21 protein-coding genes and 1 pseudogene are annotated in these 22,977 nt (G+C 62.2%); 9 read left to right on the forward strand and 13 right to left on the reverse strand.

The window, feature by feature from the left end; genetic code table 11:
• Nucleotides 1–13: 13 nt before the first annotated feature.
• From moaE to ACIPZH_RS15265, 5 genes are all read right to left on the reverse strand, one after another.
• Nucleotides 14–460: a molybdopterin synthase catalytic subunit MoaE gene (gene moaE, locus ACIPZH_RS15245; protein WP_241806632.1), complete on the reverse strand. Its 447-nt coding sequence runs from the start codon at nt 458–460 to the stop codon at nt 14–16.
• A gap of 2 nt (nt 461–462) precedes the next feature.
• Nucleotides 463–708 carry a molybdopterin converting factor subunit 1 gene (gene moaD, locus ACIPZH_RS15250; protein ID WP_241806631.1) on the reverse strand — a complete coding sequence of 82 codons (246 nt, stop codon included), beginning with the start codon at nt 706–708 and terminating at the stop codon, nt 463–465.
• Nucleotides 708–1,178, reverse strand: coding sequence for a cyclic pyranopterin monophosphate synthase MoaC (gene moaC / locus ACIPZH_RS15255; RefSeq protein ID WP_241806630.1), 471 nt, complete (start codon nt 1,176–1,178; stop codon nt 708–710). The genes moaD and moaC overlap by 1 nt, the downstream gene beginning before the upstream one ends.
• Nucleotides 1,179–1,273: 95 nt before the next feature.
• Nucleotides 1,274–2,668 (reverse strand): PhoH family protein, encoded by a 1,395-nt coding sequence (locus tag ACIPZH_RS15260; RefSeq protein WP_241806629.1) that lies wholly within the window; start codon nt 2,666–2,668, stop codon nt 1,274–1,276.
• A 281-nt stretch (nt 2,669–2,949) separates the two neighbouring features.
• Complete coding sequence (locus tag ACIPZH_RS15265; protein ID WP_400636729.1) at nt 2,950–4,077, reverse strand: polysaccharide deacetylase family protein; 1,128 nt, start codon at nt 4,075–4,077, stop codon at nt 2,950–2,952.
• Nucleotides 4,078–4,213: 136 nt separating this feature from the next.
• On the opposite strand from ACIPZH_RS15265, the gene yaaA reads away from it, so the two are divergent.
• Nucleotides 4,214–4,993: a peroxide stress protein YaaA gene (yaaA, locus tag ACIPZH_RS15270; protein WP_267821091.1), complete on the forward strand. Its 780-nt coding sequence runs from the start codon at nt 4,214–4,216 to the stop codon at nt 4,991–4,993.
• Between the two features lie 70 nt (nt 4,994–5,063).
• Here yaaA and ACIPZH_RS15275 read toward each other — a convergent pair whose 3' ends face one another.
• The 8 genes and pseudogenes from ACIPZH_RS15275 to ACIPZH_RS15310 all read right to left on the reverse strand — a co-directional run bounded on the left by ACIPZH_RS15275 (nt 5,064) and on the right by ACIPZH_RS15310 (nt 11,356).
• Complete coding sequence (locus ACIPZH_RS15275; protein WP_400636730.1) at nt 5,064–6,281, reverse strand: efflux RND transporter periplasmic adaptor subunit; 1,218 nt, start codon at nt 6,279–6,281, stop codon at nt 5,064–5,066.
• Nucleotides 6,274–7,737 carry a TolC family protein gene (locus ACIPZH_RS15280; protein ID WP_400636731.1) on the reverse strand — a complete coding sequence of 488 codons (1,464 nt, stop codon included), beginning with the start codon at nt 7,735–7,737 and terminating at the stop codon, nt 6,274–6,276. Before ACIPZH_RS15280 ends, ACIPZH_RS15275 begins: the two co-directional genes overlap by 8 nt.
• Nucleotides 7,730–8,101: an FtsX-like permease family protein gene (locus ACIPZH_RS15285; RefSeq protein ID WP_400636733.1), complete on the reverse strand. Its 372-nt coding sequence runs from the start codon at nt 8,099–8,101 to the stop codon at nt 7,730–7,732. Before ACIPZH_RS15285 ends, ACIPZH_RS15280 begins: the two co-directional genes overlap by 8 nt.
• 233 nt (nt 8,102–8,334) lie before the next feature.
• Nucleotides 8,335–8,907: pseudogene (locus ACIPZH_RS15290) on the reverse strand (ABC transporter permease); the annotation flags it as partial.
• Complete coding sequence (locus ACIPZH_RS15295) at nt 8,885–9,550, reverse strand: ABC transporter ATP-binding protein (protein WP_400636734.1); 666 nt, start codon at nt 9,548–9,550, stop codon at nt 8,885–8,887. The pseudogene ACIPZH_RS15290 and the gene ACIPZH_RS15295, both read right to left, overlap by 23 nt.
• A complete protein-coding gene (locus ACIPZH_RS15300) occupies nt 9,547–10,335 on the reverse strand; it encodes a hypothetical protein (protein WP_400636736.1) in 789 nt (262 codons plus the stop codon). Before ACIPZH_RS15300 ends, ACIPZH_RS15295 begins: the two co-directional genes overlap by 4 nt.
• A 97-nt stretch (nt 10,336–10,432) precedes the next feature.
• Nucleotides 10,433–10,873 carry a hypothetical protein gene (locus ACIPZH_RS15305; protein WP_400636737.1) on the reverse strand — a complete coding sequence of 147 codons (441 nt, stop codon included), beginning with the start codon at nt 10,871–10,873 and terminating at the stop codon, nt 10,433–10,435.
• 60 nt (nt 10,874–10,933) lie between these two features.
• On the reverse strand, nt 10,934–11,356 hold the full coding sequence (locus ACIPZH_RS15310) for a hypothetical protein (protein ID WP_400636739.1): 423 nt from the start codon (nt 11,354–11,356) through the stop codon (nt 10,934–10,936).
• 442 nt (nt 11,357–11,798) lie between these two features.
• On the opposite strand from ACIPZH_RS15310, the gene ACIPZH_RS15315 reads away from it, so the two are divergent.
• The 8 genes from ACIPZH_RS15315 to ACIPZH_RS15350 all read left to right on the forward strand — a co-directional run bounded on the left by ACIPZH_RS15315 (nt 11,799) and on the right by ACIPZH_RS15350 (nt 22,926).
• Entirely contained in the window at nt 11,799–13,115 is a 1,317-nt protein-coding gene (locus ACIPZH_RS15315; protein WP_241806619.1) for a nucleotide sugar dehydrogenase, read from the forward strand.
• Nucleotides 13,116–13,182: 67 nt separating this feature from the next.
• A complete protein-coding gene (locus ACIPZH_RS15320) occupies nt 13,183–14,664 on the forward strand; it encodes a glycosyltransferase family 2 protein (protein WP_267821080.1) in 1,482 nt (493 codons plus the stop codon).
• Nucleotides 14,665–14,701: 37 nt separating this feature from the next.
• Nucleotides 14,702–15,868: a PilZ domain-containing protein gene (locus tag ACIPZH_RS15325; protein ID WP_267821078.1), complete on the forward strand. Its 1,167-nt coding sequence runs from the start codon at nt 14,702–14,704 to the stop codon at nt 15,866–15,868.
• A 12-nt stretch (nt 15,869–15,880) separates the two neighbouring features.
• Nucleotides 15,881–17,308, forward strand: coding sequence for an alginate biosynthesis TPR repeat lipoprotein AlgK (gene algK, locus ACIPZH_RS15330; RefSeq protein WP_241806616.1), 1,428 nt, complete (start codon nt 15,881–15,883; stop codon nt 17,306–17,308).
• Nucleotides 17,305–18,783, forward strand: a complete 1,479-nt coding sequence (locus tag ACIPZH_RS15335; RefSeq protein ID WP_400636741.1) for an alginate export family protein — start codon at nt 17,305–17,307, stop codon at nt 18,781–18,783. Before algK ends, ACIPZH_RS15335 begins: the two co-directional genes overlap by 4 nt.
• A gap of 19 nt (nt 18,784–18,802) precedes the next feature.
• Complete coding sequence (gene algG, locus ACIPZH_RS15340) at nt 18,803–20,362, forward strand: mannuronan 5-epimerase AlgG (protein WP_241806614.1); 1,560 nt, start codon at nt 18,803–18,805, stop codon at nt 20,360–20,362.
• A gap of 13 nt (nt 20,363–20,375) precedes the next feature.
• On the forward strand, nt 20,376–21,815 hold the full coding sequence (locus tag ACIPZH_RS15345) for an alginate O-acetyltransferase (protein ID WP_400636743.1): 1,440 nt from the start codon (nt 20,376–20,378) through the stop codon (nt 21,813–21,815).
• Between the two features lie 7 nt (nt 21,816–21,822).
• Nucleotides 21,823–22,926 (forward strand): mannuronate-specific alginate lyase, encoded by a 1,104-nt coding sequence (locus tag ACIPZH_RS15350; RefSeq protein WP_400636745.1) that lies wholly within the window; start codon nt 21,823–21,825, stop codon nt 22,924–22,926.
• Nucleotides 22,927–22,977: the final 51 nt, after the last annotated feature.

Below are 22,977 nucleotides of genomic sequence, written 5' to 3' on the forward strand. Positions count from 1 at the left end.
AATCGATCAGGCCTCACCAGCGCCCCGCCGCGTCCTGATCACTCTGCCGGCCTTCGACCCACCGCGGCCCCTCCTGGGTATTTTCCTTCTTCCAGAACGGCGCACGGGTCTTCAGGTAATCCATGATGAAATTGCAGGCATCGAAGGCCGCCTGCCGATGGGCACTGGCCACACCGACGAACACGATCGGCTCCCCAGGCTCCAGCGCACCGATGCGATGCAGCACTTCAACCTTCAGCAACGGCCAGCGCTGCTCGGCCTCGACCACGATCTTCGCCAACGCCTTCTCGGTCATGCCAGGGTAATGCTCCAGGAACATCCCAGCCACGTCCCGGCCATCATTGAAATCGCGCACGTAACCGACGAACCCGACCACCGCGCCCACGCCGACATTGGCGGCATGCATGGCATTGACCTCAGCCCCGGGGTCGAACGCACCGTCCTGCACTCGCACAGCCATGCTCAGCCTCCGGTCACCGGTGGGAAGAACGCCACCTCATCGCCCGCTTCCAGCGGCTCATCGAGCTTGCACAGCTCTTCGTTGCGCGCGCACATCAGGTTTTGCTCGGCCAGGACCTGGTACTGCCCACCCTTGGCCACCAAGGCTTGGCGTACATCGTCGAGCACCTTGAAGTCACCTTCCAGGCGCTCGGCATCCACCCCGAGCAATTCGCGGTAACGGGCGAAATACATCACTTTGATGTTCATCACGCATCCGCCTTGTAGTGGCCGCTCTTACCGCCGAGCTTCTCCAGCAAGCGCACCTGCTCGATCACCATGCCCTTGTCCACCGCCTTGCACATATCGTAGATCGTCAGTGCGGCAACGCTGGCCGCGGTCAGCGCTTCCATTTCCACGCCGGTCTGCCCGGCCAGCTTGCAGCGTGCGAGGATACGCACCGCATCCACGCCCTCGGCGCTCAGCTCGACCTTGACGCTGGTGAGCATCAGCGGGTGGCACAGCGGGATCAGGTCGCTGGTCTTCTTCGCTGCCTGAATGCCGGCGATACGCGCCACGGCGAACACATCGCCCTTGGGATGCTCACCCTCGACGATCATCTGCAAGGTCTGCGGCAACATCCGCACGCGCGCCTCAGCGGTGGCCTCGCGCTCGGTCACGGCCTTTTCAGTGACGTCGACCATGTTGGCCCGCCCCTGGGAATCAAGATGTGTCAGCACTGCTCTGCTCCTGTGAAGGGAACACAGAGTGTAAACCTGTGGGTCAGGTTTGAGCAGTGGAAAAAACCGGGCGGCGCACCGCCCGGTTCGAGAGGCTACAGATGCGACTCGGCGTACTCGGCCAGCACCGAGCGCGGTACACCTTGCAGGGTGATGTGCACACCGTGGGGGAAGTCCTTGAAACGCTCGGTCAGGTAGGTCAGGCCCGAACTGGTCGCGGACAGGTAGGGGGTGTCGATCTGCGCCAGGTTGCCCAGGCAGACCACCTTGGAACCGGAACCGGCACGGGTGATGATGGTTTTCATCTGGTGCGGCGTCAGGTTCTGGCACTCGTCGATCAGGATCAGGCTCTGCTGGAAGCTGCGACCCCGGATGTAGTTCAGTGATTTGAACTGCAGGGGGACCCGCTCGAGGATGTATTCGACACTGCCGTGGGTGCTTTCATCATCCATGTGCAACGCTTCGAGGTTGTCGGTGATCGCGCCCAGCCAAGGCTCCATCTTCTCGGCTTCGGTGCCCGGCAAAAAGCCGATTTCCTGGTCCAGCCCCTGCACGCTGCGGGTGGCGATGATCCGGCGGTAACGTTTGCTGACCATGGTCTGCTCGATGGCCGCCGCCAACGCCAGGATGGTTTTGCCAGAGCCGGCGGCGCCGGTCAGGTTGACCAGGTGGATATCCGGGTCGAGCAGCGCGAACAGCGCCAGGCTTTGATGGATATCCCGCGGCTTGAGGCCCCAGGCCTCCTGGTGCAACAGTGGCTCTTGGTGCAAGTCGAGCAGCAACAGCTCATCGTTGCGGATGCCCTTGATCCAACCCACGAACCCCTGCTCATCGATGATGAACTCGTTGACATGCACCGCCGGCAGGTTGTCGATCAGTTGCACACGATGCCAGGTTCGTCCCCGCTCCTGACGGGTATCGACCTTGCTGACACGGTCCCAGAACGAACCGGTGACCGAGTGGTAGCCCTTGGAAAGTAGCGAAACGTCATCGACCAGCTGGTCGGTACTGTAGTCTTCGGCCGCGATGCCACAGGCCCGCGCCTTAAGGCGCATGTTGATGTCTTTGGTGACCAGCACCACGTCCAGGTCGGCACGTTTGGCCCGTAGTTCCAGCAACTGGTTGATGATGATGTTGTCGTTGAGGTTCTCCGGCAGCAGCCGGTTGGGTTCGCTGCGGGGGCTCATCAGGATCGATAGAAAGCCCTTTGGCCCGCCCTTGCCACGTTGGATCGGCACGCCCTGCTCGACATCGTTGGGCGATGCGTCACCGAGGGTCTGGTCGATCAGGCGGATGGCCTGGCGACATTCGGCGGCGATGGTGTGTTTCCCGGTCTTGAGCTTGTCGAGTTCCTCCAGCACCGTCATCGGCAGGGCGACGTGGTGCTCCTCGAAGTTGAGAAGTGCGTTGGGGTCGTGAATCAGGACGTTGGTATCGAGCACATAGAGGATTGGCTTGCTGGAGGAAGGGTTGCGTCCTTGGTCATCCATACTCGGTCACCTTATGTCGAAGCCACACGGCGCGGTCTGCTGCGCCGCAGAGTGACTGCCGTTCTTCCCGTATCCGCGTCGCTACGGGCGGGAAGTGAACCTGGCAAGGTGGGCTTGGATGACGCCACCTGTGCTGCAGGAATCGGCTGTCTGGTTTCTTCATACCGCAAAAAGCATGACTAAAAAAAGCATTTTTACGCGTTGGTGAAGTTTATTTTTCCGAATGACGAACAGGACTTGGCGATGGCCCCATACGGGACTACAGTCAGAAGTCAGACCCGTTATTCCTGATCGCCGTATTCACGGCAATCCTCCCAGCCAATGCCGCTTTGCGCGGTATGTTCCAGTAACCATTGCACCGCCGGCTGCGCCTTGGGCAGGCTGTCATGGAACTGGATCACCCCCTTGCGCCACAGCAGCATCAAGGTCACCACCCGCTGGGCCGAGGCTTGGGCTGTCAACGGGCCGTCATCCTGTGCGTCGATATCCCACAGCGACACCCGCAACTGCAGGCTGGCCATGAATGCCTCGCCATCGGCCCGGCGCTGACCATAGGGCGGGCGGAACAACGGCACGTACTGCTCAGGCAGGTCGGCCTGGATCCGCGCCTGGCTGCGCCTGAGCGAATCCTGCCAGCCGTTCCACTGGGCATGCGAGCGATACTCCCATCCCTGAAGCCCCACGCACTGGCCATCATAGAGCTGCCCCAGCGCATTGGCCGCTCCAGCGTCACGCCGCTGCTGCAGGCGGTTGCCCAACACAAAGAAGGTGCCCTGCATCTTCTGTTTGCGCAGGTAATCGGTCAGCGTGTCGGTCGTGCTGCCCTGGGGGCCGGGCCCGCCCACGAAGGTCAGCAGGAACATGCGGTCGTTAAGCTCATCGCCGCTGCGCTCACGGTTGGACAGGCGTTCGACCTCGCTGGTGATCTGCGGCAACAGCGCCGCCTTGCGCAGTTGCTCATCCAGGTAGCGCACATGAAACTGGTGGCTAGGCTCGACCCAGCCGGTATAGAAGGTACCGACATCGGCGGCGAACGTCGCAGCCTTCGTGCGCAAATCGGCCATGGACTCCACCAGGTAGCAGAACGAGGCATCCTGCTCGCAGCTGCGTTGGGCTTGCTGGTAGCCCTGCCACAGCCGCTGCCACATGCGCGCCCGCAGCGCCCGCACCTTCTGCAGGTTGATCTGCCGCAAACCCAGACGCGCGGCCAGCGCCTGGTCGTCGAGCAGCTCACTTTCGTGCAGCACTTGGGCAAACGACAGGATCTCGGCGCGCGACGCGACATCGAACAACGCTGGCGTGTCCAACTGTTCGGGCCACAGGCTGCGGTCCAGGCTGGCGGGGGGAATAGGGGCGGCGTGGGCGGCCAGGCTCAAGAGTGAGGCCAGCAAGACACCGGCAATGCGCACGATCGGTCTCTCCGTCACAGCGAAAGGCGCACTATAGCGCCTGCTCATCCGATGGTCTGTGACTATTGTCGCCATAGTTTGGCGTTCCCTTGCTTCAATCCGTAGAATCCCGGCAACGATTCCAGGAGCCGACCCGATGCTGACGGTGATTTCCCCCGCCAAGACCCTCGATTACGACACCCCTGCGGTGACCGAGCGTTTTACCCTGCCCCAGTACCTGGACGATTCTCAGGAGCTGATCGTGCAACTGCGTGAGCTGTCACCGGCACAGATCAGCGAGCTGATGCACCTGTCGGACAAACTCGCCGGCCTCAACGCCGCTCGCTTTGGCAGCTGGACGCCAGACTTCACGCCGGAAAACGCCAAGCAGGCCCTGCTGGCCTTCAAGGGCGATGTGTATACCGGGCTGGACGCCGAAACCCTGAGCGAAGACGACTTCACCTACGCCCAGCAGCACCTGCGCATGCTCTCCGGTCTGTACGGCCTGCTGCGCCCGCTCGACCTGATGCAGCCCTACCGCCTGGAAATGGGTACCAAGCTGGCCAATGCCCGTGGCAAGGACCTGTATGCCTTCTGGGGCACGCGTATCAGCCAATGGCTGAACCAGGCGCTGACCGAGCAGGGTGATGACCTGCTGTTGAACCTGGCCAGCAACGAGTATTTCAGCGCGGTGAAACGCAGCGCCCTCCAAGGCCGGGTAATCAATGTCGACTTCAAGGACCTGAAGAACGGCCAGTACAAGATCATCAGTTTCTACGCCAAAAAAGCCCGTGGCATGATGAGCCGCTTCGTGATCCAGGAGCGGGTCAACGACCCCCAGCAGCTCAAGCAGTTCGACGTACAGGGCTACTACTACAGCGCCGAACAGTCCAAGCCTGATCACCTGGTGTTCTTGCGCGACCATCCGGCCGAGTGAGTGCCTGCCCCACCGCCAGGCACCTGTTCCCTGCAGCTGTGACCGATGAAGGGGCCGCACAGCGGCCCTTTTACGGCATGCGCACATAACCCGCCGACAGCCCCAGCACCTCGACCCCCTGCGCTACCGCCCTACCAGCGGTAACCGGCACCTTGCGCCCCTGCCGATCACCCCCAGCCCGGTAAACCACGTAAGCCTGCCCCGCCTCGTCCACCTGCAGCGCCTCTGCCGGTACCGCAATGCCCTGCTCCGATCTATGGGCGATCACTGTCAACTGCGCTGTCATCCCCAGGCGCAACAACGGTGTCGACGCGTCCCTCGGCATCTGCAAGGCCACTTGCACGTCGTACCAGGCCCCCTGCCCTTCATCGTTCCTGGCCTGCAGGGCAATCCGTTGCACCTGCCCGGCAAGTGGCTGACCGGCGATGATGACCTCGACCTGCAGCCCTTCGCGCAGCCTGTTCAGGTCATGCTCCTGGACTGCGGCCAGCACCTGCAGTAGATCAAGGTCAACCAGCGTCAGCAAGGGCACGCCCTGGCTGACTCGCTGACCCGGTTGGAGGTGCCGTGAGGCACCGTCACCTTGGTGGTCGGCACGCACCACCAAGGCCGCGAAAGGCGCCCTGACCACCCTACGTTCACGCTGCGCCAGCAACGCCTGCCAACGGGTATGGGTGTTAGCCAGCTCCATCTGTGCAATACGCAGCTCATCGCCTTGCCCGCGTTCGCGCACCAGGCCCAGCTCCTGTTCGGCATCTTGCAGCGCCTCGCGCTGAGCGGCTACCTGCTGCGCCAGGCTGTCGACCTCGACTCGGGCGACAATCCCCCGCTCGAACAGGCGCCGGGTGTCTGCCAGCGCAGCCTCGCTGGCTACCAGAGCCGCCCGGGCGCCAAACATCGCGCGGCGCGCTCGGGCCACCTGCGGCCCGCTTTCCCAACCCTGCAGCAGCCGCACGCTGGTCCGCGCCTTGAGCCACTCGGCCTCTGCCTGGCGTATCTGGATATCCAGTTGGGCGGTATCGAGCCTGAACAGTGGCTGGCCTGGAGCCACCCGCTGGCCTGGGTCCACCTGTACTTCGGCGATCACGCCGTCGAATGGCGCAGCCTGGATCTGCTGGTGGACCGCCTGCACCCTGCCGACCAGGCCCAGTCGGCTTTCCAGGCACTGTGGCTCAACCCACAGCCATCGCGCCTCGATAACCTGCCCCTGGCTGGCAGGCCAGGCTTGCCACAGGAGCAACGCTGCCAGGCACGCCAGCAGCCACAGCAGCAACCGCCAGCTAATCATTGAGCGCCACCGCCCAGCTTTGCAGCGTGGTACCCAATATCCGGTCGAGTTCAGCCTGGCCATTGAGGTAGGCAATTCTGGCATCCAGTTCGACGCTCTGTGCATTGCGCAAATCGCTCTCGAAGCTGAGCACCTGGAAATTGCTCGAGCGCCCGACGGCGAGCTTTTCCTGCTCTATCTCCAGTTTGCGCTGCGATAGCGACAGCGCCCGTGCGGCAATTTCCAGCTGGCGCCAGCGCACCTGGGTATCGCGCACGGCGGTCAACACCTCGCGCTGGAGCTGCTGGTGCGCCTCTGCCAGGCTGACCTGCTGACGTTCCACAGCCACGCGGGCACGCACTTCGGCCTGACGCCGGCTCAGGTCTCCAAGCGGTATTTGCAGCTCCAGCCCCACATAGTGCTCCCAGCTAACCTGGTTACCGGGGCGCTGGCGCGTCTGGCTGGCCCCGCCGACCAGCGACACATCCCACAACTGCTCATTGCGCGCCACCTGCAGATCGATCAACGCCTGCTCACCCGTGATCACTTGCATCAAATACGCAGGTTGCAGCGATTCGGCCCAGGTCAGAGCCTGCGCAGTATCGACCTGCAAGCGCTGGACGTGGCCCTTTTCCACTGCCCGCAAAGGGGCGGCAAGGTCCACTGCCAAGACCTGAGCCAACGCCAGCCGACTTGCGTGGAGCTGATTACGGCTGCTTTCGAGGGCCAACTCCTGCCCAGCCACCTCGGCTTCGGCCTGAACCTTGTCGAATGCAGCCATGCGCCCCGCCGCGATCAGCGCGTGGTTCACCTTCACCAGTTGCCGGGCCCGAGCCAGCCCCTGCTGGGCAATGTGCAACTGCTCCTGGGCTTGAAGCAGTTCGCGATACTGCAAGATGGTACGCGTGATCACTTCGGCCACGCGGTCTTTGAGCACCAAGCGGTTCAATTGCTCGGCGAGTAACGCCTGGCGTAGCGGTGCACTGGCCACCTCACGCCCGGCACCGCGCAGCAGCGGCTGTATCACCATCAGGTTGGCGCCATCGTGGTAGCGTGCGCCAGCCCTGTCGGTGCGTGTCTGGGCATACGCCCAATCCAGGCTCAGCCGTGTGCCGTAGGGCGTCAACAGGCTCGCCGCCGGGGCGAGCTGGACCTCGCGGTAATGGTCATCACTGTTGCGATTGCCAAAGGTACGCGCCTTGAATGAGAGCTGTGGGGCATAGTGATCACGCGCCACGCGCAGGTCGAATTTCTGCGCGATGCGCTCAAGGTAAGCACTGCGGATGGCGCGGTTGTCCCGCAGGGCCAAGGCAACCGCGTCGGCTAGCTCCAGCGATACCTCGGCCTCCCCGCCGGCCGCCCATGCAGTGGCCGACACCGCAAAGGCCTGGCCCGCACGAGACGGCTGCAGGGGCTCTGCCGCCAGTACGGCTCCGCCCAGCAGCGCCAGGCACAGAAACACAGGCCACCTAGTCATCGCGCAATGCCAATACAGGTTGCAGGTGTGCCGCAGCCAGCGCCGGTTGCAAGCCAAAGAACAGGCCGAGCGACAACGCGCTGCCCATGCCCAGCCCTATCGATGACGCATCCAGCGCATAGCGCCAGCCTGACAGCAAGGCAAAGCCCCAACTGGCGGCCAGTCCCACCAGCGTGCCGAGCAACGCTCCGCCCCCTGCCAGCAACAACGCTTCGAGCAGGAACAACCAGGCAATATCGCGGGTGCCAGCGCCATGCGCACGCCGATCTCGCGACGGCGCTGCGCTACGCTCATCAGCATCACATTCATCACCCCAACCCCACCCAACAGCAATGCAATACCTGCAAAGCCGGCGAGCACCCACGTGAGCATCCGTGACTGGTTGGCCATCCCTTCGAGCAACTGCTGTGGCAGCTGCACATCGACCTCGTACCCAGGTAGTCGCGAAGCCAGATAATCAGTCAGCGTTCGTGCCGTGTCCGGCAACACGGCGACAGCATGGCCGCGTGCAAGCACCGTCCCCACCTCCGGCACAGCGCCCAGGCGACGCATACCCGGCAATGGCATCAACAGCGCATCGTCGACCTGTATTGGCAGCATCGGGTTGTAGCCCCGATGCGCAAGCACGCCAACCACCTCGAACAGGTAGCGGCCCGACTGCAGACGGTCGCCCACGCGTGCACCCAGTTGCCGGGCCAGCGTGGCCCCCAGCAACACGTGAGTGGTGTCATCGTCGTAGGCGGACAACAAGCGGCCCTGACTGGCTTGCAAGTCCAGTACTCGCGCCAGTTGCAGCGTGCTTGCAGCGACCAGCGTCTCATGGCGCTTGCTCGCCAATTGCACTGTGGCCACAGAAACCAGCAAAGGCGCAGCCGCGCGAATGGACGCTGGCAATACAGACAGGTCCAGGGCCACCGGCGGAACAACTTCAGCAGGGCGTTGTAGGTTGGCGACCAGCAGATCACTGCCCATACCTCGATACAGCTGCCGAGCATGTTGCGTGGCGCTGTGCCCGATATTGAGCAAGGCCACCAGCGCCGCGCAGCCCACCGCGATGCCGATCAGCGTCAGCCAGGCACGGGGGCCTGCTTGCCGCAAGCTGGCCAACGCCTCGCTCAAACGCTGTGGCCACGAAGGGCCATAGGCCTCAGGCATCAAAGGCCCCGCCATGGCGCACCTCGATGCAACGCTCCATGCGCTGGGCCATGGCAGGGTCGTGGGTGACCATCAGCAAGGTCACGCCCCGCTCACGATTGAGTGCCAGCAACAGCGCTGCAATGTCCTGGGCCGTGGTGCCATCGAGGTTGCCAGTCGGCTCATCGGCCAGCAGCAACGCAGGCTCTGTCACCAGCGCCCGGGCGATGGCGACCCGTTGCCGCTGGCCACCGGACAAGTCGGCTGGCAAGTGTTGCGCCCGCTCGCCAAGCCCGACCGCCTCCAGCTGCGCTCGCGCCGCCTGACGCGCGGCCGCTTGCCCGATACCGCGGTAGCTCAGCGGCAAGGCGACGTTGTCCAGCGCAGAAAGCCGCGGCAGCAGGTTGAAGCTCTGGAAGATGAAACCCAGCATGCGATTGCGCAGGATTGCCCGTTGGTCTGCTGTGGTTGGCATCATGTCCTGGCCGGCGAGCATGATCCGACCGCAGCAAGGCTGGTCGAGCAGGCCGATCAGGTTGAGCAGGGTACTTTTGCCCGAACCGGAAGGCCCGATGATGGCGCAGGTCTGGCCGCGGGGGATGGTGAGTGAAAGGTTGTGCAGCACCGGTCGAGTGCCCAGTCGGCGGGTGATGCCCTGAAGGGTGATGATCGGGTTCATGCTTTGGGTTTCCCGTTGGACGAACCTTCAGCCTGCGGGTCGAGTGTTTTAGCGATATCGTCCTTCGCCGGCTCCCATTCCTTGGCGATCATGTCGATTAAAGAAGTATTGAATTCGGGCCATTCAACTTCGGACATCGAGAATTGCATCATGATGTCAGCTTCGTAATTCCCGAGCTGCGCTTGCTCAATGGCAGGTAATGACCTGTAGTAATCGAGTATTTCGTAAAGCCCCTGATCTTTACTTCCTGTCGATTGAATTTCAGCACTGATCTTGTGGCCCATATAAACAGTCCACTCACATTCGCGCTTACTCAGCTCTTGCCAGGCGGCGTTACGTTCATTCGTTGTAAATTCACCACCATCGTCATACACGATCAAGCTCAACTGCTCTCGCGCGAGTTGCCCGAAAGGGTTCTCTTCCTTACCATTCAAAAATGCTGTCGCCTGCCGCGCGCGCTCCAGCAACTCAGGGTCTTCGGTATTGGGAACGAAGGCGTCGTGGGCACTTTTGCTGAATTGGTAACTGCCGCCGCACACCCTATCCAATATGGTTTTCGCCAGCTCCGCAAGTTCTTTACGACCCAACTGAGCATCCCTGGAAGCCGCACGGGTTGCGGCATCACTGAGCTGTCGGGCTAACGACGTTATTTCACTTCGCGTGTCCGATGAGGGCGCTGCAACAGGCGTTGTCGGTTCAGTTTCAGCAGGATCAGCAATGCGCTTTACAGGTACTGAATTATCAAACTTCAATTCGCGCACCCCGGAAGTCTTGATGATTTCCATAACTCACCCCTATCACTATTCTGTAAGCAGATGGTGTTTGCCTAAACAATCTGCCTCGCAGGCTCACCGGCGAGGCAGCGTGTAGCCCCGGAATGAGTTACTTCATGGTGAACTCAACGGTCCATGAGTTATCCGCGCGCGTACTGGTTATATTCGCTGTACACGCTGCTCCCCCGCTGGGCGTCGCAGTTTTGGTCCACTGGGGTTGTTTTATCCCACCGGGAAGCATGCGCATCTGGAAAGTCGTACCCAATGCGCACGTTTTACGGCCAATGGTGTAGCGGACCATGGCAGCATTAACGTCTGGGCTTACCATGCGCTGCACATCGAAGTTGGTCTGGCCACCCGCCGGGACCCATTGGGCCGGTTTAGGGCTGGCTATCTGATAGGTACTGGTCTCGTTCGACGTAACCATCTTCAACTCTGCGGGTACAGTCCCCACATTTTTGAACGTCACATTGACGTTAGGCCCAGCCTGCGACAGCCCGGCAGCAAGCAGCGATACGGTGGCAAGGAAAGCCTGCGATGTCTTTTTCATAAGCGTGATCTCGTCTCTTCCATGTGATTAAGGATGAGACGCCCCTGATGGCCAGTGGCCTCAGGCTGCCCAAGACGCTCCGTCGTACATGGACAGCGCCTGAAAGGTGCGTCCAAGGGTGTTAACGACCCGCTGGGAAAAAACCTTAGCTTTTGCATGGCTTTGAGTATTTCTGAATGTGATCCCGCACCACCCTGAGGCATGAATCACAAAGCCATCACGCCAACAAACCAGCGTCAAAAAACGGACGAAGGAGCCGTTATCGCCAACCGTCATAAGCCCGCTCGTACTTTTTTGACGAATTTTGAAAAAAATTTTCCCATGCTGGCACAAAAATATCGCACCCGGTTTTCGCCCTTTATATACAGGGGTGCTTCCGAAGCGTGCTATCAGTTTGAAACTATTCGCTACTGAAGAATTATTTAGAAATCTTTCATCGGGGCGAAACCCACCCAGGAACTTCTTCTGCGACGCATAGCTCATAGTGCCGTAACGAATTTCATGCCTGTGCGGTGTGAGAGATGACTTACAGATGACAAGCAGTCGCGAAACAATAGCGGCGCTGAAACTTTTAACAAACGCCCCGGGTACTCCCGTAGGCCCTGCCCAGCAGGAGAGACGCGCCCCTTAAAATCGTCCTAGTGGTTGATTTCAAAGGATTTTTCCAATTGAAAGAACAAGCACAGCAACGCGCCAAGTAGCGCATTGCAATAAAGACGGCTGCATTTCAGGGCACGCCTATTAATTACTGGCCTTTGACTGCCAACTTTGAGTGCATAACTTTGTGCGCTCCGGATTTGTTCATGCCTGCGCTCGGTGAAGTGTGCATTCGCCATGGGATCCGTGCGCCCTAAAACTGTTGTTAATCAACCCGGTCCGGCTCTTCCCGGAGGAGCTGGCGTGATAAACACATGAGGTGATAGCGATGCGTATCAGCATCTTTGGTTTGGGTTATGTGGGTGCGGTCTGTGCAGGCTGCCTGACGGCGCGAGGCCATGACGTGATTGGTGTGGACGTGTCCAGCACCAAGATCGACCTGATCAACCAGGGCAAGTCGCCCATCGTCGAACCTGGCCTGGAGGCACTGCTGCAACAGGGCATCGCCAATGGCCGCCTGCGTGGCACCACCGACTTCGCCGAGGCCATCCGCGCCAGCGACGTGTCGATGATCTGCGTCGGTACCCCAAGCAAGAAAAATGGCGACCTGGGCCTGGAATACATCGAGTCGGTCTGCCGCGAAATCGGTTACGTGCTGCGTGACACCACCCGCCGCCACACCATCGTGGTGCGCAGTACCGTGCTGCCAGGCACTGTCAAGAACGTGGTCATCCCGATTCTCGAAGACTGCTCGGGCAAGAAGGCCGGCGTCGACTTCGGCGTTGCGGTCAACCCTGAGTTCCTGCGTGAAAGCACCGCGATCAAGGACTACGACCACCCACCGATGACTGTCATCGGTGAACTGGACAGCGCCAGCGGCGACGTCCTGCAAAGCCTGTATGAAGAACTCGATGCGCCGGTCATCCGCAAGCCGATCGAAGTCGCCGAGATGATCAAGTACACCTGCAACGTCTGGCACGCCACCAAGGTCACCTTCGCCAACGAAATCGGCAACATCGCCAAGGCCGTCGGCGTCGATGGCCGCGACGTGATGGACGTGGTCTGCCAGGACAAAGTGTTGAACCTGTCGCAGTACTACATGCGCCCTGGCTTCGCCTTCGGCGGCTCGTGCCTGCCCAAGGACGTGCGCGCCCTCACCTACCGTGCCGCCAGCCTCGACGTCCGGGCCCCGCTGCTCGACTCGCTGATGCGCAGCAACGAATCCCAGGTGCAGAACGCCTTTGAACTGATCGAAGCCCACGACAAGCGCAAGGTCGCCTTGCTGGGCCTGAGCTTCAAGGCCGGTACCGACGACCTGCGTGAAAGCCCGCTGGTGGAGTTGGCCGAGCGCCTGATCGGCAAAGGCTACCAACTGGACATCTACGACGAGAACGTCGAGTACGCCCGGGTTCACGGTGCGAACAAGGAGTACATCGAGTCGAAGATCCCGCACGTCTCGTCGCTGCTCAACGCCGACTTCCAGAAGGTCATCGACAACGCCGAGATCATCGTTCTGGGCAACCGTGACGAGCAGTTCCGCGCCCTTGCCGACCAGGCACCGGCTGGCAAGCAAGTGATCGACCTGGTCGGTTTCATGAGCAAGCCGACCTGCACTACCCGCGGCACCGAAGGCATCTGCTGGTAAGCCAGCGGCCAGGCAGCGCAGGCCTCCTGCGCTGCCCTTTTCCCAGAATTCTCAACGGATGCTGAACATGCAAAGGCTACAGACAGTGCTGTTGCAGTGCGCCGGTTGGCTGCTCTACATGAGCCTGCTCATGTTGATCGCCCTGGCCTTGCCGGCCGACATCTTCGACTCGCAGTCCAAGCACTTCATCTTCCTGGTCGGCGCAGTCGGCATCTGGCGCTACTCCATGGGCGCCACCCATTTCATCCGCGGCATGATCTTCCTCTACGGCGTGTACCCCTACCTGCGCCGCAAGGTGCAGAAGATGGGCGCTGCAGCCGACCCCTCGCACGTGTACCTGATGGTCACCAGTTTCCGCATCGAAGCGTTGACCACCGCGCAGGTATACAGCTCGGTGATCCGTGAAGCCATCGATTGTGGCTTCCCCACCACCGTGGTCTGTTCGTTGGTGGAAATGTCCGATGAACTGCTGGTAAAGAGCCTGTGGGCCAAATACAACCCGCCCGCCCACGTGAAGCTGGACATCGTGCGCATCGCCGGGACCGGCAAGCGTGATGGCCTGGCGTACGGTTTCCGCGCCATCTCGCGCATGCTGCCGGATGAAAACGCCGTTGTCGCGGTGATCGACGGCGATACCGTGCTGGCCGAAGGCGTGGTTCGCAAGACCGTACCGTGGTTCAAGCTGTACCCGAACGTGGGTGGCCTGACCACCAACGAGTTCTGCGAAGTGCGCGGTGGCTACATCATGAGCGAGTGGCACAAGCTGCGCTTCGCCCAGCGCCATATCAACATGTGCTCGATGGCACTGAGCAAGCGCGTGCTGACCATGACCGGGCGCATGTCGATGTTCCGTGCCAGCGTGGTGACCAACCCCGAGTTCATCGCCGACGTCGAAAGCGACTCGCTGATGCACTGGCGCCTGGGCCGCTTCAAGTTCCTCACCGGTGACGACAAGTCCAGCTGGTTCAGCCTGATGCGCCTTGGCTACGACACCTTCTACGTGCCGGACGCCGCCATCAACACGGTCGAACACCCGCCGGAGAAAAGCTTCCTCAAGGCCAGCCGCAAACTGATGTACCGCTGGTACGGCAACAACCTGCGCCAGAACTCCCGAGCGCTGGGCTTGGGCCTGCGCCGCCTGGGGCTGTTCACCAGCATCGTGCTGTTCGACCAGCGTGTGTCGATGTGGACCAGCCTCCTGGGCCTGACCGTGGCCGTGATCGCCAGCCTCAAGTTCGGCCTGGGCTTCCTGCTGGTGTACCTGCTGTGGATCGGCATCACCCGCCTGATCCTCACCATCATGCTGCTGTGCTCGGGGCACAACGTCGGCCCGGCCTATCCGCTGATCCTCTATTACAACCAGATCGTCGGGGCAATGATGAAGATCTACGTGTTCTTCCGCCTCGACAAGCAGTCCTGGACCCGCCAACCGACTGCCCTGAAACGCGACCTCGCCAGTTTTCAACAATGGTTCAACACCTGGTCCTCGCGGACCATGACCTTCTCGGCTGCCAGCATCTTCGTCGCTGTGCTGTTCATGGTCGTGTGAGCCAAACCCGGATCGGAACTAACAGGAACAAATCACCATGAATACCGCCGTGAACGTCAATGTCGTGCATGAGTCCGAAGCCCAGCGCCAGCACGCCCGGGTGCGCATCCCAGCCAAGCTGCGCTACCTCGATGGCGAACGCCAGACCCATGAGGTCAAGGTCGAAGACCTGTCCGCTGGCGGCTTGAGCTTCTTCGCCAAGCAGCCGCTGCAGGTCGGCCAGGTACTGCGCGGGCGCTTGCAGTTCGTGGTCGACAACCTGGGCCTGTCGATGGACATCGAGTTTCAGGTGCGCTCCTGCAACCCGAGCGATGGCCGCACCGGTGCACAGTTCCAGAACCTCGAACCGCGCGACATCGCCACCCTGCGCCACATCATCACCAGCCACCTTTCAGGTGAGCTGATCAGCGTCGGCGACGTGCTCAGCACCCTGCAGCGCGACAACTTCACCAAGGCGCGCAAACAGAAGGACGGCGGCTCTGGCCTGTCCGCCTTCGGCCGGTTCAAGGCAGTGACCGTCACCCTCGGCGTGTTTGTGGTCGGTGTTGCCGCCTTCGGCTTCGTCGCCAAATCGCTGTACGGCATGTACTTCGTCAGCCACGCCGAAGCCGGCGTGGTCGCGGTGCCGACCACCAGCATCACCATGCCGCGCGACGGCACCGTCAACAGCCTGGTCGAGCCCGGCGGCATGGTGGTCAAAGGCGCGCCGCTGGCCAGTTTCAGCACCAGCATGCTGGACATGCTCAAGGGCCACCTGGACGACTCGCAGCTGGAACCGGCCAAGGTCGAGGAACTGTTCGGCAAGCAACTCTCCGGCACCCTCACCAGCCCCTGCGATTGCGTGGTCGCCCGCCAACTGGTGGACGACGGTCAGTACGCCGCCAAAGGCCAGCCGATCTTCCAGCTGATCCCGCGGACCAGCAACCCGATGGTCGAAGCACGCTTCAGCTACCGCCAGTTCGATGAAGTCAAGCCAGGTACCCGCGTCAACTTCCAGGTGGCTGGCGAAAACGAAGTGCGCACCGGGCAGATCGTCAGCAGCACCAGCCTCAACAGCGAAAACCTGGCCTCCGATATCCGCGTGCAGATCAAACCAGACGGCGGCCTGCCTGCCGAGCTGGCCGGGCGCCCGGCATCGGTCAGCAGTGACCGTGGCCCTTCGCTCAACTGGCTGATCGACAAAGCCGCGGCCCGTGGGCTGTAAGAGGATCAACGCATGATGCCCCACAAGAAGAGCGCAAGCCTGGGCCTCTGCGCCCTGGCCGCGGCCATCGCCCTGGCAGGCTGTGCCGGCCTGCCCGACCAGCGCCTGGCCAACGAAGCCCTCAAGCGCGGTGACACCGCGCTGGCCGAGCGCAACTACAAGGCGCTGGCGGACCTGGGCTACAGCGAGGCACAAGTCGGCCTGGCCGACATCAAGGTCGCTACCCGTGACCCCGATCAACTCAAGGAAGCCGAGGCCACTTATCGCGCTGCGGCGGCCACTTCGCCACGCGCCCAGGCACGCCTCGGCCGCCTGCTGGTGGCCAAGCCCGACAGCACCCAGGCAGAACGCGAAGAAGCCCAGACCCTGCTCAAGCTCGCCGCCAAGCAGGGCCAAGGCAACACCCTGATCCCGCTGGCGATGCTCTACCTGACCTACCCGCAGAGCTTCCCCGACATCAATGCCCAGCAGCAGATCGACCAGTGGCGCGCGGCCGGCAACCCGGAAGCGGGCCTGGCCCAGGTGCTGCTGTATCGCACCCAGGGGACCTACGACCAGCACCTGGCTGAGGTCGAGGACATCTGCAAGGCTGCGCTGAACACCAACGACATCTGCTATGTAGAACTGGCCACTGTGTACCAGAAACGCGGCCAGGCCGACCAGCAGGCTGCCCTGATCGGCCAGCTCAAATCCGCCTATGCCCGCGGGTCGGTGCCTGCCTCTCGGGTCGACAGCGTTGCCCGTGTACTGGCCGACCGCAGCCTGGGCCAGACCGACGAGAAAACCGCCAAGGCGCTGCTGGAACAGGTCGCTGAGGCCAATCCGGCGTCTTGGGTGAGCCTGGCGCAACTGGTCTACGACTTCCCGGAACTGGGCGACACCGACCAGTTGATGGCCTACATCGACAAAGGCCGCGAAGCCGAACAGCCGCGCGCCGAGCTGCTGCTGGGCCGCCTGTACTACGAAGGCAAGACCTTGCCCGCGGATGCCGAAAAGGCCGAACGCCACCTGCAGGCCGCTGCCGAGGCCGGCGAAGTCAGCGCCCACTACTACCTTGGCCAGCTGTATCGCCGTGGCTACCTGGGCAACGTCGAGCCGCAAAAGGCCGTCGACCATCTGCTTAGCGCCGCCCGCGGTGGCCAGAACAGTGCCGACTACGCCCTTGCCCAGCTGTTCAGCGAAGGCCATGGCATTCGCCCGCAACCGGGCGACGCCTGGGTATTCGCCCAGCTTGCGCAGGCCAACCCGACGCCGCAGGCCACCGAACTGCTGCAGCAACTCGACCAACAACTCACGCCTGACCAGCGCAGCCAGGCGCAGAGCCTGCTGGCGCAGGAGAGGCAGGCTCGCGGCAGCATGGCCCAAGGCGGCGCCAGCACCCTGGCCCTCGAGGCCCTGCAAGACGACGAAAAAGAAGTAGACGGTGAGGACTCGCTATGACGCTCAATCCCTTCGTGAAAGCCGGTATCGGCCTGAGCTTCGCCCTGCTGTGGTCCTGCCCGACCCTGGCCGACATGACTGCCCAGAAGAACTTCGGCCTGGATGTGAAAATCACCGGCCAGTCGGAAGACGATCGCGACCTGGGCACCCGCTCCGGCGGTGACGTCAATGGCCTGGGCCTGGACCTGCGCCCTTGGGTGTACGGCGAGCGTGGCAACTGGAGTGCCTATGCCATGGGCCAGGCCGTCGCCGCCACCGACACCATCGAAACCGACACCTTGCGCCAGAACGACGACGGCACCACCACCGACACCGGTGACGACAGCCGTCAACCCGACAAGAGCTACCTGGCCATGCGCGAGTTCTGGGTTGGCTACAGCGGCCTCACCGCGTACCCCGGCGAGCAGCTGCGCCTGGGTCGCCAACGCCTGCGCAGCGACGACGGGATGTGGCGCGACACCAACATCGAAGCGTTGAACTGGACCTTCGACACCACCTTGCTCAAGGCGGACCTGGGTGTGGCCCAGCGCTTCAGCGAGTACCGCACCGACCTGACCGAGCTGGCCCCGGAAGACGAAGACCGTACGCACCTCTACGGTAACGTCGCCACGCAGTGGACACCGGGCCACTGGGTCGGCCTGCGCGCCCACCACACCCATGACAGTGGCAGCCTGAAAAGCCCGGGCGAAACCATCGACGCACTGGACAAGACCCGCACCGGCGACCTCACCTGGCTGGGCCTGGAAGCCAACAGCGACGCCTACAACTGGCGCAACGACCACACCGTCAACTACTGGGGCAGCCTGACCTGGCTGACCGGTGATCGCGACAAGCTCAACAGCCAGCTGGTCGGTGATGACCAGGTCGTCACCGGCAAGCAGAGCGGCGACGTCAACGCCTGGGCCACCGACCTGGGCATCCGCCTGCGTCTGGACCCGAACTGGCAGGTCGGCGCGGCCTATGCCCGCGGCAGCGGCGGCGGTGGCGACGACGGTTCGAACAACTTCGAGCAGACTGGCCTTGAGAGCAACCGCTCCAACTTCACCGGTACCCGCTCACGCGTACACCGCTTCGGCGAGGCCTTCCGTGGCGAGCTGGGCAACCTGCAGGCGGCCACGCTGTTCGCCTCCTGGCAACTGCGCGAGGACTACGACGCCAGCTTCATCTACCACAAGTTCTGGCGTGTCGATGGCTCGCAGAACATCGGCTCCAGCGGCATCAACGCCGCGGTCAACGACAACGGCGTGAACCGCCAGCTGGTCAACGGCGAGAAAGACCTGGGCCAGGAAATGGACGTGGTCGTCACCAAGTACTTCAAGCAGGGCCTGCTGCCCGCTTCGATGAGCCAGGCGATCGACGAGCCGTCCGCGCTGGTGCGCCTGCGTGCCGGTGTGTTCAAACCCGGCGATGCCTATGGCAAGGAAGCGGATTCTTACATGCACCGCGCCTTCGTCGACGTGATCTGGCGCTTCTGAGGCCGGTAGAGGACCTGCAATGAACCTTCACCCGCACATACGTCACAGCCTTCTGGCCAGCGCTTTGCTGCTGGCCACAGGCCTGGCCGTCGCCGCAGAACCTGCGGTGATTGCCAAGGAACTGCAGCAGGCCAAGACCTACACCGTGTCCAGCGCCCCGACCGAGCCGCTGCACATGGACCCGCCCAAGCTGCCCGATCTGAGCGGTTACACCGCTGCCGCCGTGCAGAAAAAGATCGACCGCAGCCACAAGGGCAAGGTCAGCGTGCGCCGCATGCTGCAGGAAGAATCGCTCAAGGAATTCATCGGCGGCGACAACAAGGCTGCCGAGTGGGTACAACGCCAGCACGGCATCCCCCAGGCGATCTTTGTCGATGATGGCCATGTCGACCTGGTCGAGCTGAGCAAGAAGGTGCCCAAACAGTACCTCAGCGAAGTCGAGCCAGGGGTTTACCTGGCGCGCCTACCGATCGTGGTTGGGCACAAGGGCATCCTTGAGATCGACGGCAAGGTCAAGCAACTGCGCCTGTCCCAGGAGGGCGGCGCGTTCCTGGTCAATGACGGCAAACTGTTTGTCAGCGACACCCAGGTCACTGGCTGGCGCGAGAAGGACAACGGTCCGGCGACCTTCCGCTCGCCCAAGGAATTCCGCCCCTTCCTGCTGTCGTGGGGCGGTACCGAGACGTACATCGTCAACACCAAGATGGCCAGCTTTGGCTATGCCAAGTCCAAGTCGTACGGTGTGAGCATCTCGCAGTACACCCCGAACATGGCCAAGCGCATGGGCCGCCCGGAGCCCACCGGCTGGATCATCGGCTCGGAATTCAGCGACATGTGGTACGGGTTCTACTGCTACGAGACCCAGGACTTCGTGGTCAAGGACAGCACCTACCGCGACAACATCGTCTACGGCATCGACCCGCACGACCGTTCGCACCGCCTGATCATCGCCGGCAACACGGTGTATGGCACCAAGAAAAAGCACGGGATCATCGTATCGCGTGAGGTCAACGACAGCTGGATCATCAACAACAAGAGCTACGACAACAAGCTCTCGGGCGTGGTGATCGACCGTAACAGCGTCAACAACCTCATCGCCTACAACGAGATCTACCGCAACCACACCGATGGCATCACGTTGTACGAGAGCGGCGACAACCTGATCTGGGGCAACAAGCTGATCAACAACCGTCGCCACGGCATCCGCGTGCGCAACAGCGTGAACATCCGCCTGTATGAAAACGTCGCCGTGGCCAACGGCCTGGTGGGTGTCTACGGGCACATCAAGGACTTGTCCGATACCGACCGTGACATCGCCCTCGACCCGTTCGACACCAAGGTGTCCCTGATCGTGGTCGGCGGTGAGCTGGCGGCCAATGGCTCAGGGCCTCTTTCGATCGACTCACCGCTCTCGGTGGAGCTGTACAAAGTCTCCATGCTCGCCCCGCGCAAGGCCAGCGGCATCAGCCTCAACGGCATCCTCGGTGAGCGCCAGGACGAAATCCTCGACCTGCTGGTGCGCCAGCAGAAGGCCGTGCTGATCGACCCGGTCGAACGCCAGACCGAAATGATCGATTAAGGAAGCCCAGACCATGACCCCACACTTGATGAAATTGCTGGGCCTGTCCGCCGCCCTCCTGGCCATCAGCCAGGGCGTGCGCGCCGACGAGGTCAAGGCGCCGACCTTCACTGCCGAGCCTTGCTGCCAGCTGTGCCCCGAAGCACACGACGCCAGTCGCTACACCACCCGCTACCAGCAGAACTTCACCACGCTGGTACAGGCCAAGGGCGACTGGTTGTTCCGTACCCGCGAAGACCTGCGTACCGAGTTCAACACCACACCGGCAGGCTACAAACGCCTGCAGCAAGTGCACGACGCGTTCAAGAAGCGCGGCGTTGAACTGGTGATGGTGTACCAGCCCACCCGAGGCCTGGTGAACCGCAACATGCTCAACCCGGCCGAGAAAGCCGCCTTCGATTACCAGAAGGCCCTTGGCAACTACCAGGCCATGCTCAAGCGCTTCGCCAGCATGGGCTACAACGTGCCGGACCTGTCGCCGCTGACCAACGAACAGTTGGCGGCCGCCGACCAGGGCAAGGACTTCTACTTCCGTGGTGACCAACACTGGACGCCTTACGGCGCTGAGCGTGCAGCCAGGATCGTGGCCGACACCGTCCACAAGATGCCGGCCTTCGAAGGTATCCCACGCAAGGAATTCGAAACCCACAAGTCCGGGCGCATGGGCAAGACCGGCACCCTGCACAACGTTGCCGGGCAACTGTGCGGCACCAGCTATGCCGTGCAGTACATGGACCAGTTCGCCACCGAACCGAAAGGTGCCAGCGGCGGCGACGATCTGTTCGGTGACAGCGGTAACGCCCAGATCACCCTGGTCGGCACCAGCCACAGCGGCAAGAACTACAACTTCTCCGGCTTCCTGGAGCAGTACATCGGTGCCGACGTGCTCAACGTCGCCTTCCCTGGTGGCGGCCTGGAAGGCTCGATGATCGAGTACCTGGGCAGCGAGGAATTCCAGAACAATCCACCGAAGATCCTCATCTGGGAATTCTCGCCCCTGTATCGCCTGGACCAGGAAACCATCTGGCGGCAGATCCTCGCGCTGCTCGACGATGGCTGTGACGCGCGTCCGGCACTGATGAGCGCCAGCAGCACCCTCAAGCCCGGCAAGAACGAGCTGATGGTCAACGGCAAGGGCGGCGTGATCAAGGACCTGATCAACCGCAACCTGCAGATGGACATCAAGTTCGAAGACCCTTCGGTGAAGGTGCTGCAAGCCACCCTCTGGTACCTCAACGGGCGCCACGAGGACATCAAGATCGAGAAGCCGGAAACCTCCGACACCAATGGCCGCTTCGTCTTCCAGATGCGTGAAGACGAGGACTGGGCCAGCCAGAACCTGTTGGCACTCGAGGTCCAAGGGCCGGAAAACGGTACCCAGAAAGTCGAGGCCAAGCTCTGCAAACGCAACAACTACGCCGTGCCCGCGCAAACCGCGCAGGCCGGCCAGTGAGGCGACCATGACTGCATTCAAGCGAATCTTCAGCCCCGCCCTGCTCGTGCTGGCCCTGACCGGCGGTGCCGCGCATGCCGCGCTGGTACCTCCTCAGGGTTATTACGAGGGGATTGAAAAGCTCAAGACCAGTGACGGCAACTTCCGCTGCGAATCTGCGCCCAAACCCTACACCGGCGCACTGCAGTTTCGCAGCAAGTATGAAGGTTCTGACAAGGCTCGGGCGACCCTGAACAAGGAGTCGGAACAAGCCTTCCGCGACTCCACCAAAGACATCACCACCCTGGAGCGTGGTGTCGCCAAGATGGTCAACCAGTACATGCGTGACGGCCGTCCGGCACAACTGGACTGCACCCTGACATGGCTGGGCACCTGGGCGCGCGCCGATGCGCTGATGTCCACCAACTACAACCACACCGGCAAGTCCATGCGCAAATGGGCGCTGGGCAGCATGAGTGGCTCGTGGCTGCGCCTGAAATTCTCCAACTCGCAGCCCCTGGCCGCACACCAGGCCGAGGCCGAGCTGATCGAGAAGTGGTTCGCCCGCCTGGCCGAGCAGACCGTGCGCGACTGGAGCAACCTGCCGCTGGAGAAGATCAACAACCATAGCTACTGGGCGGCCTGGTCGGTGATGGCCACCGCCGTGGCCACCGACCGCCGTGACCTGTTCGACTGGGCGGTGAAGGAATACAAGGTCGGCGCCAACCAGATCGACGACCAGGGCTTCCTGCCCAACGAAATCAAGCGCAAGCAGCGTGCCCTGGCGTACCACAACTACGCCCTGCCGCCACTGGCGATGATCGCAAGCTTTGCCAAGGCCAACGGCGTGGACCTGCGCAGCGAAAACAACTTTGCCCTGCAGCGCCTGGGCGAAGGCGTGCTGTACGGCGCCCGCGACCCGCGCCACTTCGCCGAACGTGCGGGTGAGAAACAGGACATGAAGGACCTCAAGGTCGACGGCAAGTACGCCTGGCTCGAGCCTTGGTGCGCGCTGTACCAGTGCGTGGGCGACACCCTTGAGCGCAAACACGAGATGCAGCCGTTCGACAGCTTCCGCCTTGGCGGCAACCTGACCAGGGTCTATGACCCGAGCGCGGCTTCGAAGAAATAACGCGAAACCCTGTGGAGCCGGCTTGTCGCCAAGCCAGCTGCCACAGGAATA

The organism is Pseudomonas sp. NPDC089758, assembly GCF_044748705.1.
GTDB classification, from domain to species: Bacteria; Pseudomonadota; Gammaproteobacteria; order Pseudomonadales; family Pseudomonadaceae; genus Aquipseudomonas; species Aquipseudomonas putida_X.